Origin of the sequence: Bradyrhizobium sp. 23 (genome assembly GCF_023073295.1) — a bacterium.
Classification (GTDB): Bacteria; Pseudomonadota; Alphaproteobacteria; order Rhizobiales; family Xanthobacteraceae; genus Bradyrhizobium; species Bradyrhizobium canariense_D.
This window is the reverse complement of the sequence record NZ_JADPJF010000146.1, coordinates 1-919: the sequence shown is the minus strand read 5'-3', so window position 1 is coordinate 919 and position 919 is coordinate 1. Positions and strand designations below refer to the sequence as shown.

Here is a 919-nt window from a genome sequence, read left to right as displayed (position 1 = left end):
ACCTTTTTCAAGATGCTGACCTGCGAGATCGCGCCGAGCTCCGGCCAGATCGTGTTCGAGGGCCGCGACATCACGGGATTGAAGGTCACCGAGGTTTGCCAGCTCGGACTGACCAAAAGCTACCAGGTCAACCAGCTCTTCACCGGGTTGACGGTGCGGGAGAACCTGACGATCGCAGCCCTTGCCGAACTGCGCGGAAAATTCCGGCTCGACCTGTTCCGCACGCTCGGCGGCGTCAAGGGCCTGACGGAGCAGGTGGCGCACACGCTCGCTTTGGTGAACCTGACCCGTCGTGCCGACACGCCCGTGTCCGAGCTCGCCTATGGCGAGAAGCGCAGGCTGGAAATCGGGCTTGCGCTCGCCACGTCGCCGCGCCTGTTGCTGCTTGACGAGCCGCTCGCCGGCATGAGCCCGCGAGAGCGTCTCGAGACCGTCAAGCTGCTCAAGTCGATCGCGCGCGGCCGTACCATGATCATCATCGACCACGACATGGATTCGCTGTTCGAGTTGGTCGAGCGCGTCACCGTGCTCCAGGAAGGCTGGGTGCTGGTCTCCGGCACGCCGGAGGAAATCAAGGCCAACGCCGCCGTCCAGGAAGCCTATCTCGGTGGCGTGCACGGAGAGATCGCGGCATGAGCCTGATCGAGGTCAACGGCCTGAACAGCTATTACGGGGACTCCCACATCCTGTTCGACGTCGCCATGCATGTCGAGCGTCACGAGGTGGTGGCGCTGCTCGGACGCAACGGCGCCGGCAAGAGCACCACGCTGAAGAGCCTTATGGGCGTCGTGACGCCGCGTAGCGGCAGCGTGAAATTCGACGGCATCGATATCGCCGGGCGCAAGAGCCACAGAATCGCGCAGGCCGGCATGCAGCTCGTGCACGAGGAACGCCGCATTTTCGGCAGCCTGTCGGTGGA

General features: G+C 64.1%; 2 protein-coding genes. Both read left to right on the top strand.

Translation table 11 applies throughout. From position 1 onward, the window contains the following. Positions 1–636, top strand: a 636-nt coding sequence (locus tag IVB32_RS33290) for an ATP-binding cassette domain-containing protein (protein WP_247412782.1), incomplete at its 5' end; no start/stop codon positions are given. Beyond that, positions 633–919: ATP-binding cassette domain-containing protein (locus IVB32_RS33285; protein ID WP_247412780.1), on the top strand; the 287-nt coding region annotated here is incomplete at its 3' end. The genes IVB32_RS33290 and IVB32_RS33285, both read left to right, overlap by 4 nt.